Source organism: Nonomuraea sp. NPDC003754 (assembly GCF_053605785.1).
In genome coordinates this window covers 79241-95484 of sequence record NZ_JBSGJX010000013.1, presented here as the reverse complement: position 1 = coordinate 95484, position 16244 = coordinate 79241, and the positions used below count along the sequence as shown (strand labels likewise).

At 72.8% G+C, this 16244-nt stretch carries 13 protein-coding genes; 9 read left to right on the top strand and 4 right to left on the bottom strand.

Translation table 11 applies throughout. The features are described from left to right. Positions 1–73: 73 nt before the first annotated feature. Positions 74–892 (top strand): FKBP-type peptidyl-prolyl cis-trans isomerase, encoded by an 819-nt coding sequence (locus ACWEVS_RS18295; protein ID WP_452552461.1) that lies wholly within the window; start codon positions 74–76, stop codon positions 890–892. A gap of 50 nt (positions 893–942) precedes the next feature. Here ACWEVS_RS18295 and ACWEVS_RS18290 read toward each other — a convergent pair whose 3' ends face one another. Next, positions 943–1857, bottom strand: a complete 915-nt coding sequence (locus ACWEVS_RS18290; protein ID WP_452552459.1) for a M23 family metallopeptidase — start codon at positions 1855–1857, stop codon at positions 943–945. An 80-nt stretch (positions 1858–1937) separates the two neighbouring features. Between ACWEVS_RS18290 and ACWEVS_RS18285 the strand changes: the two genes are divergently transcribed. Beyond that, a complete protein-coding gene (locus ACWEVS_RS18285) occupies positions 1938–4631 on the top strand; it encodes a BTAD domain-containing putative transcriptional regulator (protein WP_452552458.1) in 2694 nt (897 codons plus the stop codon). On the opposite strand, the gene mads6 is transcribed toward ACWEVS_RS18285, so the two are convergent. After that, positions 4600–5922 (bottom strand): methylation-associated defense system protein kinase MAD6, encoded by a 1323-nt coding sequence (gene mads6, locus ACWEVS_RS18280; RefSeq protein ID WP_452552456.1) that lies wholly within the window; start codon positions 5920–5922, stop codon positions 4600–4602. The two genes, ACWEVS_RS18285 and mads6, sit on opposite strands and share 32 nt — an antisense overlap. 60 nt (positions 5923–5982) lie before the next feature. Between mads6 and ACWEVS_RS18275 the strand changes: the two genes are divergently transcribed. Beyond that, positions 5983–6573, top strand: coding sequence for a DJ-1/PfpI family protein (locus ACWEVS_RS18275; RefSeq protein ID WP_449921911.1), 591 nt, complete (start codon positions 5983–5985; stop codon positions 6571–6573). Next, complete coding sequence (locus ACWEVS_RS18270; RefSeq protein WP_452552454.1) at positions 6570–7013, top strand: MarR family winged helix-turn-helix transcriptional regulator; 444 nt, start codon at positions 6570–6572, stop codon at positions 7011–7013. Before ACWEVS_RS18275 ends, ACWEVS_RS18270 begins: the two co-directional genes overlap by 4 nt. Here ACWEVS_RS18270 and ACWEVS_RS18265 read toward each other — a convergent pair. Beyond that, complete coding sequence (locus ACWEVS_RS18265; RefSeq protein ID WP_452552452.1) at positions 7010–8428, bottom strand: MDR family MFS transporter; 1419 nt, start codon at positions 8426–8428, stop codon at positions 7010–7012. The genes ACWEVS_RS18270 and ACWEVS_RS18265 overlap by 4 nt on opposite strands. Positions 8429–8484: 56 nt before the next feature. Here ACWEVS_RS18265 and ACWEVS_RS18260 point away from each other — a divergent pair, with 56 nt between their 5' ends. Continuing rightward, complete coding sequence (locus tag ACWEVS_RS18260; protein ID WP_452552451.1) at positions 8485–9000, top strand: PadR family transcriptional regulator; 516 nt, start codon at positions 8485–8487, stop codon at positions 8998–9000. 10 nt (positions 9001–9010) lie between these two features. Continuing rightward, positions 9011–9958 (top strand): NAD(P)H-dependent flavin oxidoreductase, encoded by a 948-nt coding sequence (locus tag ACWEVS_RS18255; RefSeq protein ID WP_452552449.1) that lies wholly within the window; start codon positions 9011–9013, stop codon positions 9956–9958. A 91-nt stretch (positions 9959–10049) separates the two neighbouring features. Here the strand turns inward: ACWEVS_RS18255 and ACWEVS_RS18250 are convergent, their stop codons facing one another. Further along, positions 10050–10958 (bottom strand): acyl-CoA desaturase, encoded by a 909-nt coding sequence (locus ACWEVS_RS18250; protein ID WP_452552447.1) that lies wholly within the window; start codon positions 10956–10958, stop codon positions 10050–10052. 133 nt (positions 10959–11091) lie between these two features. Here ACWEVS_RS18250 and ACWEVS_RS18245 point away from each other — a divergent pair, with 133 nt between their 5' ends. The 3 genes from ACWEVS_RS18245 to ACWEVS_RS18235 all read left to right on the top strand — a co-directional run bounded on the left by ACWEVS_RS18245 (position 11092) and on the right by ACWEVS_RS18235 (position 16234). Beyond that, a complete protein-coding gene (locus tag ACWEVS_RS18245) occupies positions 11092–12282 on the top strand; it encodes a cytochrome P450 (RefSeq protein WP_452413552.1) in 1191 nt (396 codons plus the stop codon). After that, positions 12282–13850: a peroxidase family protein gene (locus tag ACWEVS_RS18240; protein ID WP_452552445.1), complete on the top strand. Its 1569-nt coding sequence runs from the start codon at positions 12282–12284 to the stop codon at positions 13848–13850. The genes ACWEVS_RS18245 and ACWEVS_RS18240 overlap by 1 nt, the downstream gene beginning before the upstream one ends. Before the next feature lie 296 nt (positions 13851–14146). Beyond that, complete coding sequence (locus ACWEVS_RS18235; protein WP_452552443.1) at positions 14147–16234, top strand: hypothetical protein; 2088 nt, start codon at positions 14147–14149, stop codon at positions 16232–16234. The last annotated feature ends 10 nt before the right edge of the window (positions 16235–16244 follow it).

Sequence of the window (16244 nt, the reverse complement as noted above, 5' to 3'; positions counted from 1 at the left end):
GCTGTGCGGGGGTTTGCGGGGAGATGGCAGGTGGTCAGGCGTCGCTTGGCACGATCCCGGCTAGGTCATCATCGTGCGCGCGCTCGCCCTTCTCTGCCTGGTGGTGTTCGCCGGCGCCTGCGCCGCCACCACCCCCACGGTGACCGGCGCGTTCGGCGAGCGGCCCGTCATCGAGCTGCCCTCGCGCCGCCCCGCGGACACCCCGGTCGTCAGCGTGCTGTCGGAGGGGTCCGGCCCGTTCACGAAGCGGGGTGACGTGGTGCTGACCGAGGTCGAGATCCGCCGGTGGGACGGCGCCAAGCCGTACGTGACGACCTACGACACCAAGCAGCCCCTCACGGTCGTCCTGGACGGCAGGCACGTCTCGCCGGCGTGGGAGCGGGCGCTGCTCGGCCGTCCGGCCGGCAGCAGGGTCATGCTGGTCGGCCCCGCCCACCTCGGGTACGGCCCGCCCGAGGCCCTGGGCAGCGCCGCGCCGGGCGAGACGCTGGTGCTGGTCTTCGACATCCTCGCCGGATACCCGCCGGACGCGAGGTTGGTCGGGAAGCGGCTGCCGGACCTGCCCGACCCCCTGCGCGAGGGGGTCCTGATCGACGGTTCGGGCCCGCCGGTGACGCGCGGATCCAGGGTGGTCGTGCAGTACGTCGGCGCCCGCTGGCCCAGCGGGAAGGTCTTCGACTCCTCGTCGGCCGGCGGCGGCCCGCGCGTCGTCGTGCTGGAGGACGGCGCGGTGCCGCCCGGCTGGGTGGAGGGCCTGGACGGCAGGCGGGTGGGCAGCAGGGTCGCCATCACCACGCCCGCCGTGCCGGAGAAGGGCGTGACGACGGGCGGGATGACGGTCCCCGCGGGGAGCCGGCTTGTCTACGTGGTCGACGTCATCGACCTGGTGTGACGCGCGACAGAGGCCTCCACCGCGCTGTGGAGGCCCTGGCCGGGGGCTGGTCAGCCGCAGTGTTCCAAGGGGCTGTCGTAGGTGGCGGTGCCTGCCTTGCCGCCCCACCTGACGCACTTGCCGGCGGCGGACGCGCGGACCGGTCCCGCGTAGTACGAGAAGTTGCCCGAGTCGGTGATCCGGGCGCTGCCTTGCACTTCCAGGTAGGCGGTCGTGGCCGTGGCGGTGCCGAGGGAGGTGCTCTTCATCGTGGCGACGCAGTTGTAGCCGTTGCCGCTGTTGTAGAGCAGGTAGACCGTGCCGGAGGAGCCGAGGGCGGCCGAGTCGATCACGCTGTAGCCGGCGCCGCACACTTCCTGCGGGGTGTAGGGGTTGGTGGTGTTGCCGCAGTTCCTCGAGGTCAGCGTCTGGATCGGGTAGCCGAAGGTGACGCCGTTGAAGACGGCCTTCTGGATGTTGGACGGGTAGCTGGTGCCGAGCCGCACCTCGTAGTGGAGGTGGGGCGAGATGTAGTTGCCCGGCTTGCTGGTGTTGCCGACGGTGCCGATCTTCTGGCCCTGCGAGACGGTCTGGCCGGCGCTGACGGAGCGGACGTTCAGGTGCGCGTAGTAGGTGGCCCACCCGCCACCGTGGTCGATCTTGACCAGGTTGCCGTACCCGTTGGTGGAGCCCTGGTGGGCGGAGATGACCACGGTTCCGGCGGCGGCGGCGACCACGGGGTCGCCGAGGTCGGCGTCCGGGGTGCTGCCTCTGTTGAAGTCGATCTCCCATGACTGGTGGGCGTCGCTGGCGCTGCTGTTGCCGTTCCACGACTGCCCGCACGGGAAGGGCAGCTGGAAGTTGGTGGCCATGACGCTCACGTCGGCCGTCACCTCGTTGGGTGGGTCGCCGCCGTCGCCCGGGTCGGCGGCGGCGACGCTCAGGAACAGGGCTAAGCCCGCGATGGCGACTGCTCGGAGTTTCACTGGGACCCCTTCCGCACCGATATGTCTTGCCAGGGCCCAGGGTGGGGATAATCCGCACAAAAAACGTACAGAGGGCTGCCATGGTGTCCTTCCATGTGCTCGGTCCGCTGGAGGCGCGGGCCGGAGGGCGGCCACTGCGCATCTCCGGCAGGAAACCGCGCATGCTGCTGGCCACACTGCTTCTCGACGCCAACCACCTCGTCGGTGCGGACCTGCTGGTCGACGTGCTGTGGGACCGCCCGCCCCGCTCGGCCCAGGCGAACCTGCGCACCTACACCAGCTCCCTGCGCTCCTCCCTCGGCGCGCGCATCCGGGCTGAAGGGTCCGGTTACCTGATCGAGGTCGCCCCCCAGGACCTCGATCTGCTGCAGTTCGAGCACCTCGTGGCCCGCCGCGACCCCGGCTCGCTGGCCGCCGCGCTCGCGTTGTGGCGCGGCGCCCCGCTGGTGGACCTGCCCGACCACCCGCTGTGGACGCGCAGGCTCGCCGCCCTCCCCGAGGTACGGCTGGCCGCCGCCCGCGAGCTCATCGCCGCCCTCCTCGCGCAGGGCGAGTACGGCGAGGCGGTCGCCCTGCTGCGTCCCCTGTGCGCGGAGCACCCGTTCCGCGAGGACCTGTGGGGGCAGCTCATGCTGGCCCTGCACGGGAGCGGGCGCCAGGCGGAGGCGCTGTCCAGCTACGCCGCTATCAGGCGGCAGCTGGTCGCCGAACTCGGCGTGGAGCCGGGACCGGGGCTGCGCGAGGCGCAGGCCAGGGTGCTGGCGGGGGAGCTGCCGAGAGGCTCCTCGGTCTCCGTGCCGCGCCAGCTCCCACCGGACGTGCCCGACTTCGTGGGCCGGGGGCGCGAGTCGGCGGCCCTCGCCGGCGCCTTCTCCCTCGCGGTGATCTCGGGGCCTCCAGGGTCGGGCAAGAGCGCGCTGGCCGTCCGCGCCGCGCACGCGCTCGCCGAGAGGTTCCCCGCCGGGCAGCTGTTCCTCAGCCTCGCCGCCGCGGACCCGGCCGACCTGCTGGCCCAGGCGCTCAGGGCGATGGGGGCCACCTCGATCCCCGACTCGGTGGCCGAACGCTCGGCCCTCTACCGCACGATCCTGGCCGACCGCCCGATGCTCGTGGTCCTGGACGACGCGCCGGACGTCACGCAGGTGCGGCCGCTCCTGCCCGGCCCGGGGTCGGCGGTGATCGTGACCGCCAGGACGAAGCTCACCTCGCTGCCGGGGGCGCTCCAGATCCACCTGGAGTCGCTCGCGCGCGCCGAGGCCGAGGAACTGCTGGGCCGCATCGTGGGAGAGGAGAGAACGGCGCGGGAGCCGGAGGCGGCCACGGCGATCGTGCGGGCCTGCGGGTACGTGCCGCTGGCCGTACGGATCGCCGGGGCCCGGCTGGCCGCGCGCCCCGGGTGGTCGCTCGCGGTGTTCCAGAGCCGGCTCATGGACGAGAACCGCAGGATAGGAGAGCTGCGCATCGGCGACCTCGACGTGCGCACGGGGCTGGACCACAGCTACCGCGGCCTGCCGGGGGAGGCCGCCAGGACCCTGCACACCCTCGGCAGGCTCGGCGGCGCCGCGATCCCCGCCTGGGTGGTCGACGCCGTGCTCGACCGGCACCGCGCGGACGACGTCACGGACGCCCTGGTGGACGCCGACCTGCTCACCCTGGTCGGTACCGACCGGCTCGGCCAGCCCCGCTACCAGCTTCCCGACCTGGTCAGGTGCCACGCGCTGGAGCAGCGGGGCGATCCGGCCGCGCTCGCCAGGGTGGTGGCGGGGTGGACCGCGACCGCCGAGGTGGCCACGGCCAAGCTGCCCACGACCGTCTTCACGCTCAGCTCGGCCACCGCGGCGCGCTGGTGGCTGCCGCGAGGCACCCTCGACATGCTCACCGCCGACCCGCTGGCCTGGTTCGAGGTGGAGCAGGGGGCGCTGGAGGACGCCGTGGGCCTGGCCGTGGCGGCGGGCCTGGCCGAGCAGGCGTGGGGGCTGGCCGCCGCGCTGGTCCCCTACCTCGACCTGCGCTGCCACTTCGACGCCTGGCAGCGCACCCACCGCACCGCGCTGGCCGCCGCCCGCGTCGCCGGCGACAGGTACGGCGAAGCCGCCATGCTCCGCGGCCTCGCCCAGGTCTGCCTCTACCAGGACCGCTACGCCGAGTCGGAGGAGATGTTCGCCCGCGCCCGCCGGATCTTCCGCGAGCTCGGCGACGTCAGGGCGGAGGCCACCTCCGTCTCCGGGCTCGGCGCCGTCGCGCAGTTCCGCGGCAGGCACGTCACCGCGCTGTCCCACTTCCGCAGCGCCCTGGCGATGTTCGGCGCGATCGGCGACCTCAACGGCGAGGCCTACACCCGCCAGGCCATCGGCAGGGTCTGGCTGAAGTCCGGCGACGCGGCCCAGGCTGAGCAGTGGCTGGGGCAGGCGCTGCGCCTGGCCCAGGAGCTCGGGGACGTCCACCGCGAGGGCTGCGTGTCGGTCCAGCTCGGCGGACACCACGTCGAGCGGGCGCTCGAGATCTTCGAAAGCCTCGGCGACCTGCACTGCGGCGCCTACGCCCTGCAGCGGCTGGCGGGGCTCCAGGCCGCCCGCGGCGATCTGGTCCCCGCCTCGACGGGGCTCGAACGCTCGCTGGCGGTCTTCCGGCGGCTCGGCGACCGCAGCGGCCAGGCGTCCTCGGCCGAGCTCCTCGGCGAGCTGTACCGCTCGGCCGGCCGGGCCGAGCTGGCCCGCGACTACCTGAGCGAGGCCGTGGCGCTCAGGGGATCACTCGCCGCAGAAGCCGTCTGATCCGGCCCTCCGTGACCGCGACGGCCGTGCCGTCGAGGGCGGCGAGCGCCTCGGCCGCGCTCGGCCGCTTGCCGGCGTCGGGGTGCAGCATCTCCTGGACCAGTCCGCCGGCGCCGTCGGGCAGGAGCTGGTGGGCGATCACGCCGGCCGCGTAGACGTCGGACGCGGGGGTCATCAGGTCGGGCCGGTCGTGACACTCCGGGGCGACGTACTGGGCGTCGAGCACGTTGCTCAGCTCGTTGGCCACGGTGTACGCCCTGGGCGCGCCCTTGGCGTAGTCGAACCCGGTGAGCATCGCCTGGCCATCCTCGGTGACCAGCACGGAGGCGGGCGTCAGCGCCCGGTGGACCACCCCGTGGGCGTGCACGTGCGCCAGGCCGGAGAGCATGCCCCGCAGCGCCCCCTTGACCAGGTCGGTCCTGCGTTCCTGGAGCTGGAGGTGGAGCGCCCTGCCGTGCACGTCGTCCAGGACGAGCACGAACCTGCTCTCGTCGTCGATGGCGAAGAAGTCGCGCGACCTGACGACGGCGGGGTGGGCGGGGATCCGCGTCAGCGACTGGTAGGCGTTGGCGATACGCTGCCGTTCGGCGGCCCGCTGCTCCTGGTCGGCCAGCGGGTCGGCCTGGTAGACGCGCAGCAGGACGGTCTCGCTGCCCGGCACGGTGGCGTTGAAGGCGCGGTACTCGGTCACCCTGCTGTCGCCGCCGAGCCGTTCGGCGACCTCCCAGTTGCCGAACCTGGGCGGGGCGGTGCTGCGCCGTACGGTGGCGTTGAGCGCGTCGAGGATCTGCGGCAGGTACGGCTTGGCGTCGCGGGTGCCGCCGCGCCGTACCCTGCCGGGGTCGGCGAGCGTGGCGACGAGGTCGGGCAGGGACGTGACGTTGCCGGCCTCGCGCCCTCCGCGGTCGACCAGCTCGGCGTCGGGTGAGGAGAGCACGACCAGGCTGTCGACGTAGACGCGTTCGAGCTCGCGGTGCTTGTCGACGAGCAGGCCCTTCAGCGCCCTCGCCGTGCCGCGCAGCTTGGCCACGGGCGAGCCGAACGCCTCCCTGCGGGGCGGGAACCAGCGCTGTCCCGCGACCTCGATGCGGCCCCTGGTGCCCTTGACGTCGATGACCACGAGGGAGTGGCCGGTCAGCACGATGAGGTCGACCTCGAACAGGTCGCCCCTGCGCGGGATCTCGACGTTGTGCAGCAGCAGCCAGTCGTGGGGCGCGTGGTCGCGCAGATGGGCGATCACCCGCCGTTCGGCGTCGTTGACCGGACGTCCGCCCCCGACGATCTCTGCCATAGGGCACATCCTTGCAGATTTTCGATTGACAACACGTTGTCGTAATGACAGGATGTTGTCATGAAGCGCATCGTTCACCTCGCCGTTTACGACACCCTCGCCGACTGGGAGACCGGATACGCCACCGCGCACCTGCGCGGCGAGCAGTACGACATCGTCACCGTGGCCGAGAGCGCCGAGCCGATCGTCACGATGGGCGGCTCGCGTATCCTGCCCGACATCACGATCGACCAGCTCTCTCCGGCGGACAGCGCGATGCTGATCCTCCCCGGCGCGGAGCTCTGGGACGAGGGCGGCAACGTCGCGTTCGCGCGGAAGGCGCGCGAGTTCCTCGACGCGGGCGTGCCCGTCGCGGCGATCTGCGGCGCGGTCGCCGGCCTGGCCGCGGAGGGGCTGCTCGACGACCGCGACCACACCAGCGCGTTCCCCGGCTATGTGCAGCGCGACGGCTACAACGGCGCCGAGCACTACGTCGACGCCGACGCGGTGACCGACCGCGGCCTCGTCACGGCGGGGCCGACCGAGCCGGTGGCCTTCGGCAGGGAGGTCCTGGCCGCGCTCGACGTCTACAAGCCGGAGAAGCTCGACGCGTGGTTCAGGCTGTTCAAGCACAGCGACGCGACGGCGGTCGAGGTGCTGATGGCGCCATGAGCGAGTCCGGAGCGCTGTTGTCCGCGAGCGCGCTGACGGCGTTCCGGCTCAACGGGCAGTTCATGGAGGTGGCGGAGAGGCTGGCCAGGCCGGCCGGCCTCACCGCCGCCTGGTGGCAGGTGCTGGGCGCGGTGCTGAAGGAACCGCTGCCGGTGGCGGGCATCGCCAGGGTGATGGGGATGACCCGCCAGGGCGTGCAGCGCATCGCCGACCTGCTGGTGGAGAAGGGGCTGGCGGAGTACCTGCCCAACCCCGCCCACCGCAGGGCCAAGCTCCTGCGGCCGACTCCCGAGGGACTGGCGGCCGTCAGGAAGATCGATCCGGGGCACCAGGAACTGGCCGAGCGGATGATGGCCGAGCTGGGCGAGGCCGACTGGAGCGCCGCGGTCGAGGCGCTGCGGCGGCTGTCGGCCGCGCTCGAGGCGATCGAGACCTCCTAGGCGGCGGCCAGCGCCTCGGCGCCGGGGCGCGGGCCGTTCCTTCGCACGATGCCACGGCTGGGCAGGGCGAGCAGTGCGACCAGGGCGATGAGCGCGCCCGACACGCCCAGCCACGGGATCACGGTGGCGTTCGCCGCGGCGTGCGCGGCCCGCAGGCCGTGCAGAGGCGCCTCCGACGTGATGACCGACCCGTAGGCGGTGCCAGCGATCGCCAGCGCCACCGATCCGCCGATCTGCCGGAAGAAGGAGAGGTTGGCCGAGGCGGTGCCGATGTGCTGGGGCGCCACCGTGGACTGCACGGCGACGGTGAGGCCCGAGAGCATCGGGCCCATGCCGAGGCCGAGGAGCACCATCCACGCCGCCAGCGCGAGGCTCGAGGTCCCCAGACCGAGGTTCACGCACAGCAGCGACCCGGCGACCAGCAGGAACGGCGCGGCGACGAGGTACGGCTTGTACCTGCCGGTCCTGGACATCAGCGTGCCCATGACGGCGCTGCCGGCCACCATCGCGAGCATCAGCGGGTAGATCCGCAGGCCCGAGTCCGTGGCGCTGGCACCGAGCGCCTGCTGGAAGTAGCGCGGCAGGAAGACCACGCCCGCGTACATGCAGAAGGCCGTGAAGAACGACGTGACCATGACCAGCGTGTAGGTGCGGTCGGCGAACAGGTGCAGCGGCATGATCGGACTCGCGACCCGCCGCTCCACCAGCACGAACGCCACCAGCGCCACCAGCGCGCCGCCGATCGGCGCCGCGACGGCGGGATCGGTCCAGGTGTTGCCGTCGACGCCTTTCTCCGTCAGGCCGACCAGCAGGGCGCTGATCGCGACGGTGAAGACCGCGATGCCGAGGTAGTCGGGCCGCCCCCCGCCCGTGCCCTTCAAGTACGGCAGGCGCCACGCGATGATCGCGACCAGCGCGATGCCGATCGGCAGGTTCACGTAGAACGCCCACCGCCAGCTCGCGTGGTCGGTGAACAACCCGCCGAGGAACGGCCCCGCCAGGTAGCTCAACGCCATCACGCCGCCCACCGCGCCCTGCACGCGGGCACTTCGCTCGGGCGGGAACAGATCGATGATCAACGCGAGCGACAACGGCAGCAACGCGCCGGCGCCCAGGCCCTGCAGCGCCCGGAACGCGATCAACTGCGGCATGTCCTGCGCCAGGCCGCACAGGGCGGAGCCGGCCAGGAAGACCACCACGCCGATCAGCAGCAGGGGCTTGCGGCCGTGCTGGTCGGACAGCCTGCCGTACAGGGGAACGGTCACGGTGGAGGTCAGGAGGTAGGCGGTCACGACCCAGGTGTAGAGGTCGGTGCCGCCGAGCTCGGCGGTGATCTCGGGAAGCGCGGTGCCCACGATCGTCTGGTCGAGCATCGCCAGGAACATGCCGCCAAGGACGGCCAGGATCAGCAACATGCGTCGAGATTGACATGTAAGTTCTTACATGTCAAAGCTGAGGTATCATCGTGGTCATGTCCCTACGGATCGCGCTGCTCGGCCTGCTGACGGCATCGGGCCCGTCCAGCGGCTACGACCTGGCCAAATCGTTCGAGGCCTCGCTCAACTACGTCTGGCAGGCCAGCCACAGCCAGATCTATCCGGAGCTGGTGAAGATGGCGGCCGACGAGCTCGTCACCGTCGACGCGGAGGGGGCCAGGGGCCGCAAGACCTACACGATCACCCCCAAGGGCACCGAGCACCTGCGCGCGTGGGTCGTGGAGCAGACGCCGAGCCTGACCGTCAGGAGCGAAGGCGCGCTGCAGGCCTTCCTGCTGCCGGTGATAGATCCGGAGGAGGCGGTGGCCGCGCTCGAACGGCTGCGGGAGCGGTACGTCGAGAAGCTGCGCCTGCTGGAGGCGTTGCACGCCAGACCCGGGGCGGAGCGGGGTTACGGACGTTACGCGCTCGACCACGGGCTGCGGCACATCCGGACGACGATCGCGTGGGCCGACGACACCATCGCGGATCTCCGCACGTCAACGGGGTAAGACTGCCGGCATGACACGTACCTGGCTCACTGACCGTTTCGGTCTCTCCGTTCCTCTGGTCGGCGCCCCCATGGCGGGCGTGGGCGCGGGCCGCCTCGCCGCGGCGATCTCGGCCGCGGGCGCGCTCGGCATGATCGGCGTGCCGGCCACCGCGTCGGCCCAGTGGATCGCCGACGAGGCCGCCGTCGCGGCGGAGAGCGGCCGGCCGTACGGCATCGGCCTCATGGCATGGACGCTGCCCGGCAACCCCGGCCAGATCGACGCCGTCCTGGCCGCCAGGCCCGCGCTGGTGTCGGTCAGCTTCGGGCCCTACGCCGGCTACGTCGAGCCGTTCAGGCGGGCCGGTATCACCGTGGTCACGCAGGCGGGCACGACCCGGGAGGCGAGGGAGGCCGAGGCGGCCGGAGTCGACGCGGTCGTGGCCCGCGGCGGGGAGGGCGGCGGCCACGGCCGCAACGACGTCGCCACGCTGCCCCTGCTGCAGGGCGTCCTCGACGCGGTCGGCATCCCCGTGCTGGCCGCCGGTGGCATCGCCGGCGCGCGCGGGCTGGCGGCCGTGCTCGCCGCGGGGGCCGAGGGGGCCTGGGTCGGCACCGCGTTCCTGGCCTGCAGCGAGACCATGGTCTCGGCGCCCGCGCTGCGCAGGATCCTCGCCGCGGCGGAGACCGACACCGTCTACGGGCGGGTCTTCGACGTGGCCCAGCGGCTCGGCTGGCCCCCCGAGTACGGCGGGCGCGGGCTGCGCAACGCCTTCTTCGACCAGTGGGAGGGCAAGGAGGAGGCGCTGGCGGCCGACGAGGAGGCCCACGCCGCTGTGGCGGCCGCCCGTGCCGCCGGCGACTACGACGTCGCCGTCGTCTACGCGAGCGAGGCGGTGGGCCTCGTGCGGGAGCGGCGCCCCGCCGCCGACGTCGTCGCCGACTTCGCGACCGCCGCGGCGCTGCTGCGGAGGTTCTAGGGGGCGCGGAAGGCGCCGCGCCGGCCGGGCGGGATCGGAGGTTCTAGAGGGGCGCGGAAGGCGCTGCGGCAGCCGGGCGGGATCGGGGGTTCTAGGGGGCGCGGGAGGCGCGCGCCAGCCGGGCGGGGTCGGGCCAGTGCACGCCGTGGGCCCAGCCCGCCAGCTCGAACCAGCGGATCAGCCGGGCGCTCGGGTCGAGCTGGCCGGGGAGCACTCCGTGCCTGGCGCACGTCGGCTCCATGTGGTGCCAGTTGTGCCAGCCCTCGCCGAGGGTCAGCCACGCCACCCACGGCACGTTCGACGAGCGGTCCCGTGTGGCGAACGGGCGGGAGCCGAAGGTGTGGGCGATCGAGTTGACCGACCAGGTCACGTGGTGGACGACCGCGTAGCGCACCAGCCCGCCCCAGAACAGCGCCGTCCACGCGCCCGTCCACGACATCGACCACAGCCCGCCCACCACCGCCGGCAGCGCGAACGACAGCACGGCCACCGCGGGATACCAGGCGTCGAACCGCCGCACGTCGGGGTCGGCCAGCAGGTCGGGCACCCAGTGCCGGCGGTTCGAGCGGCGCCGGGCGGTGTAGAACCAGCCGACGTGCGCGTGCGCCATGCCGCGCAGCAGCGCCAGGCCGCTGTCGCCGTAGCGCCAGGGGGAGTGCGGGTCGCCCTCCCTGTCGGCGTACTTGTGGTGGCGCCGGTGCTCGGCCGACCACAGCGTGACAGGACCCTCGACGGCCATCCCCCCGGCCAGCATGAGCGCGATCCGCAACGGCCTGGCGCACCGGAACGCCCGGTGGGTGAAGAGCCGGTGGTAGCCGATCGCGATCCCGAAGATGCTGACCAAGTACATCGCCACCGCGATGACCACGTCGCGCGGCCCGATGCCCCAGCCCCACGCCGCCGGCACGGCGAGCGCCACGAGCGACAGGGGAAGGATCACGAGGACGACCAGATAGGCGGTGCGGCGGCCGCTGCCGACCGCGACGGTCTCCGGATTCACGCCCTCATTCATAGGATCGGGCCCGAAGGTCACGGCAGTTGCCTTTGAGTGACGGATCAGTTACCCAGGAGAGCCAAAACACTCCACAGGGTAGCCATCGGGATCGGCCGTCACGATGTGGCTACATAGCGTCATGGGCCATCTGGACAGGTACGACGACGTGCTGGCTCGCGATCCGATGGCCGCGTTCGGCCTGGTCCGTGAGTGGATGCGAACCGAGTGGCGGGAGCTGTACGCCGAGCTGAGGAGCCGGCGCCCGGTCTTCGTGACCCCCGTCTTCACGGTCGTGACCCGCTTCGCCGACGTCACCGAGGTGCTCTCCGACGAGGAGGTGTTCAGCGTCCGCTCGTTCGGGCCGCGGCTCGACGCCGCCCTCGGCGGCGCGTTCATGCTCGCCAGGGACGCCACGGCGATGAACTGGCGGGACAAGGGGCTGATGCGGTACGTGCTCGACCCCGACGACGTCGTCGAGGTGCGGGCGCTGGCGGGCCGCCTGGCCGACGAGGCGCTCGACGCGGCGGCGCCGTACGGGAAGATCGACGTGGTGCACGACCTGTTCAGGCCGGTCGCGCTCGGCGTGTGCGCGGAGTACTTCGGGTTCCCCGGCCCCGACCCGCAGACCCTGTCGCGGTGGTCGCGGACCATCATCACCGACTGCTTCGCCAACTACCTCGGCGATCCCGCCGTCCAGGCCGCCTCCGTCGAGGCGGGCAGGCAGATGATGGCCTACCTGCGCGAGCGACTCGCCGTGCGGCGGTCGGGGGCGGGGCCGTCCGGCGACGTGTTCGGCAGGCTCGCGGCCACCGATTTCGACGACGAACGGCTCGTGATCAACATGGCGGGGCTGGCGCTCGGGTTCCTGGAGAGCGCTCCCGGCGCGATGGTCGAGGCGACGGAGCAGTTGCTGCTGCGCCCCGACGTGCTGGCCGCGGCCGCGTGCGACGACGACTTCGACCGCTACGTGTGGGAGGCGTTGCGGTTCAACCCCTTCTTCAAGCTGCTTCCCAGGATCTGCGAGCGCGACCACGAACTTTCCGGGACACCGATCCCGGCCGGCACCTTCGTGCTGGCCGCCGTCGCCTCCGCGATGTTCGACGGCGACGTGCTGGCCGAGCCCGAGTCCTTCCGGCTCGACCGGCCGGGCCGGCACCAGCTCTTCTTCGGCCACGGGCACCACGCGTGCCTGGGCGTGCATCCGGCCAGGGTGGTCATCTGCGAGGCCGTACGGCGGCTGCTGCGGCGGCCCGGCGTGCAGGTGATCGAGGGCGTCTCCCGCTCGAACGGGATCTTCCCCGACCGGTTCGTCCTCGCCCTGGAGTCCTGATGACCGCCCGGACCATCGCCACCGACGGAGCCGTCAACCGGCTCAGGTTCCTCGCCCTGACCAGCGCGCGGCCGCTCTGGGACATCGTGCAGGCCGTCCAGCCCGTACGGCGGCGCGTCAACGCCACGCTGATCGACCACGCCGTCCGCGAGATGCCGCCGCGGCCCGAACCGCTCAGTACCATGGCCGACTACACCTCGTGGGCCTCACTGACCGACCGCTCCTACAGCGGCCGGCACCTGCCCCCCGTCGAGGGGGCCGAGGGCAGGCCCACCCCCGAACGCGCGGCCGACCTGTTCACCAGGGACGCCGAGATGATCCCCTGCCCCCGCTCGACGGTGCTGTTCGCCTACTTCGCCCAGTGGTTCACCGACGGCTTCCTGCGCGGCGACACCGCCACGCCCCGAGACCCCCGCAAGAACACCTCCAACCACCACATCGACCTCAACCAGCTCTACGGCCTGCACGGGGCGGCGACGGCCGCCCTGCGCACGTTCACCGGCGGCCGGCTGAAGAGCCGGCTCATCGACGGCGGCGAGTTCCCGCCCCGTCTCTGCGAGAACGGCAAGATCAAGCCGGAGTTCGCGCCGCTCAGCGTGACCCGCTTCGACGAGCTCACCGACTCCCAGCGCGACACCCTGTTCGCCACCGGCAGCGACCGCGGCAACATCCAGCTCGGCTTCACCATGCTCACCGTGCTGTTCCTGCGCGAGCACAACCGGGTGGCCGCCCTGCTGGCCGAGCACTACCCGCGATGGGACGACGAGAGGCTGTTCCAGACCACGCGCAACATCCTCATCGTGATGCTGATCAAGCTGGTGGTCGAGGAGTACATCAACCACATCACGCCCTACCACTTCCGGTTCACCCTCGACCCGCGGCTGTCGGCCCGTCTCGCCCGCGTCCCGTGGCACCGCGAGAACTGGGCCTCGGTGGAGTTCAACCTGGTCTACCGCTGGCACAGCCTGATCCCGTCCACGCTGTCGGTGGGCGGGCGCGAGCTGCCGATGGCCGAGACCCTGCTCGGCGGACCGCTGATCCCCCAGATGGGGCTCGGCAGGCTCTTCGAGGACGCCTCCCGGCAGCGGGCGGGCCGGATCAGCCTGTTCAACACCGACCCGCTCCTGCGGGAGGTGGACATCGCCAGCATCGCCGACTCGCGCTCGCTCGGCCTGGCGCCGTACAACAGCTACCGGGAGCACTGCCGCTTCCCCCGGGTGCGGCGCTTCGAGCAGGTGACGGGCGACCCGAAGGTCGCCGACGCGCTGCGGTCGCTGTACGGGGGGGTCGACGACCTCGACCTGTACGTCGGGCTGTTCGCCGAGGAGCCGGGCTCGCCCGAGGCGATACTGCCGCCGTTGCTGACGAAGATCATCGCGATCGACGCCTTCTCCCAGGCGCTGACGAACCCGCTGCTGGCGCCCCGGGTGTTCACCCCGGCGACGTTCTCGCCCCAGGGCATGCGGATCATCGCGGGCACCCGGTGCCTGGCGGACGTGGTCCGCAGGAACACCCCGGAGGACCCGCGGCCCCGCTACGTCAGCATGACCCGCCTGGACCGCCCATGACCGGCTCCACCCCGCCTCCCGGCGACCGGCCCGCCCCGGACCCGCTCCACCGCCCGCCCCGCCCCCGCCACCCGGCACCGGGGGATCTCCAAGGGCCGCGGCGCGCCCCGGAAGACAGACCCGTTCCGGCACGGGGCTCTCTCCCCGGCGGGGAGACCCCCGCTCCCGCACCGGGGGTAGGCCGAGGGCCGGAGGGGGAGACGCCCGCTCCCGCATCGGGAGAAGGCCGAGGGTCGGAGGGGGAGACCCTCGCTCGCGCGCCGGGCGACGGCCGAGGGGTGGAGGGCGCCCTCTCCGTGGAGGAGTTGCCTGCCGGTGCGCTCAGGGATGCCGCGTGCGGCCTCGTCGACCTGGGAATCCTCATCCGCGAGGCGGCGGCCCACGCCACCGCCGCGCTCACCGACCGCAGCATCCTCGCCGCGATCCCCCGCGCCCCCGTCGTGGGCTGCCTGACCCAGCACGCCCTCCTCAGAACGGTCACCAACCCCGCGGGGCTCGGCTGCGCCGTCACCGGAGGCCCGCTCGCGACCCTCGCCGCGAAGGCCGGAGCGATGGCGGGCGGCGAGAGCCTCGCCGTCCGGGTGCTGGCCACCTCCCTGCGCCTGCGGATCGCCGCCGTCGCCCTCGACCATCCCGAGCTGACCACCGACCCCATGCTCGGCAGGCTCATCGCCGCCGCGGCGGACGACCGCGACCTGGAGGCGGTCCGCGCGCTGCGTGCCCTGCTCAAGGACAGGGGCGCCGCCCGCACGCTCAGCGCGCTGGCCCCCGCCTTCGGCGAGGTGCTCGCGCTGCGCGCCCTCCTCGACGAGAACCCGCTCAACGACGCCGCCGCATGGCTGATCGCGACCGGCAGGGGTTATGCCACCGCCGACCCGATCACCGGTATGAGCAACCGGGCGGTCGCCGTGCTCGACACGGGGGAGGGCGCCGCCCGCCGCGTCGAGGCCGGCGTGCCGCTGCACGACCACGGATCGCTGCTCGCCTTCCTCGGCAACATCAGCGCGCTGGGCACGAAGGGCAAGGCGCTGATCCAGAGCGTCGAGGGCCCCGACGGAGTGACGCGCCATGTGATCCTCGCGCCGGGCATGCGGGCGGGCGTCCCCGACAACGACTCGCCCCAGGACCTTCTCGGCGCCTTCAGCAGCGCGGTGCTGGACAGCAGCCCCTACAGCCGTGCCCTGGCCAAGGCCGTCGCCGACTACGGCCTGCCCGAGGGCGCGCAGGTGGCGCTGATCGGCCACAGCGCCGGCGGCGCCGCGATCATGAACCTCGCCCAGAACTCCGGCTTCTGCGCCCGCCACACCGTCACCCACGCCATCGCGGTCGGTGCGCCCGTCGACTTCAAACGTCCGGCCGACCCGCGTACCTGGGTGGCCAGCGTCACCAACCAGCACGACATCATCCCAACCCTCGACGGCCAGGGCGCGGGCACCTGCTTCGACCTGCATCCCGGCTGGTACGTGGTCGACTACGCCGACCCCACCCACCTGTTCCCGCAGTGCCACAGCATCGAGCGCTACATCGCCAACCTCGCCGATGACCTGCCCGAGGCCAGGAAGGTGATCGACGAGCGGCTCACGCCGTACCGGGGAAGGGTGGTGCGCTCGCAGGCCTACCAGTTGTTCGACCGCGAGCCGTACCCCGAGGGCTTTCCGTTCCTGACCGTGCCGACCCGCGGTGAGGGTACGGCCGAGCTGCCCGTCAGGTGCCTGGAGGGCAGCGCGTGCACCGCGTACTTCGCCGCCGACGCGGTGGCGGCGGCGGAGCTGTTGCGGGGGAGCGGGCTCGGCCCGGCGGCGGGGTTCGGCGGGCGGGCGCTCGTCGCGCTGCACGTCGCGTGGAACCGGCGGACCAGCGTGGGCGCCTACCGTGAGCTCCATCTCGGGATCGTGGTGCCCGACCCGTGGCGGCACGGCTGGCACGACCTGCTGCGCGCCGCGGACCGCAGGCGTTCGGGGTGGTTCACGGTGGCCTCGGCGGTCGACCGCGCGGACGTCTCCGACGTGGCCACCCGGGTGTGGGGCCGCCGGCCGTACGAGCTGCCGCTGGCGTTCTGGCTGACGGGCAGGGCCGTGAGCGTCTCGGCGGGCGGGCTGCTCTCCCTGCGCGGAGCGCTCGGCCCCTGGCTGCCGCTCGGCGATCGCGACCTGGTCGGTTACGCGCGCGATGGCGGCACCGTGCTGCGCTCCTGCGCGCGCACCCGAGGCAGGGGCAGGGCGCATCCCGTGCCCCGGCTGCGGCTGGCCGTCGCGCCGCGGGCGCATCCGCTGGCCGACGCGCTCCGCAGGCTCGGTCTCGACGGCGCCCGTCCCCTGCTGTGCCTGACGTCCGCCGACCGCCAGACGATCGTGGACGCGGCCGTCCCCGTTCTGACCAGCTGATCTTGAGGAG